The sequence below is a fragment of the Haloferax sp. Atlit-4N genome, assembly GCF_003383025.1.
Lineage (GTDB): Archaea > Halobacteriota > Halobacteria > Halobacteriales > Haloferacaceae > Haloferax > Haloferax gibbonsii.
This window is the reverse complement of sequence record NZ_PSYY01000076.1, coordinates 1-471: the sequence shown is the minus strand read 5'-3', so window position 1 is coordinate 471 and position 471 is coordinate 1. Positions and strand designations below refer to the sequence as shown.

Sequence of the window (471 nt, the reverse complement as noted above, 5' to 3'; positions counted from 1 at the left end):
GGCGTGCCGACCAACCCGGGCGTGGCACCCGGCTCCATGACGATCACCGTCACGCCGAACAACAACGGCACCACGAAGCCGAGGATGGTCCGCACCTCGGTCTACCCCTCGACCGCCGTGGACATCACCGACCCGATCGGAGCCTTCTCCACCGGAGCGGTCTCGGGCACGTCGGTGTCGGGCAGCCTCACGCCCGAGACCACCGGCGGGGCGCTCCGCATGATGTGGCTCGACTGGTCCGCCACCGGCGTCCCGACGACCACGCAGGCCAACACCGGTGTCGCTGACTCGTACCACAACGCCGGCCTGTCGACGAACATTCAGCTGGCGAAGATCAGCGGCACCACTACTGGGGTCGCTGAGACGATCGGCGCGAACCTGCTCGCGTCGTCCACCTCCGGCAACTGGCTCGCCTACGAGCTCAGGGCCCCCAGCGCAGCACTCACTCAGGTCACGTCGGCGCGCAGCACG

Annotated in this window: 1 protein-coding gene; it reads left to right on the top strand. The window is 69.0% G+C overall.

Going from position 1 to position 471, the window contains the following annotated elements; translation table 11 throughout:
- Positions 1-36: 36 nt before the first annotated feature.
- The coding region (locus C5C07_RS20640; protein ID WP_147302090.1) for a hypothetical protein at positions 37-471 on the top strand (435 nt) is incomplete at its 3' end.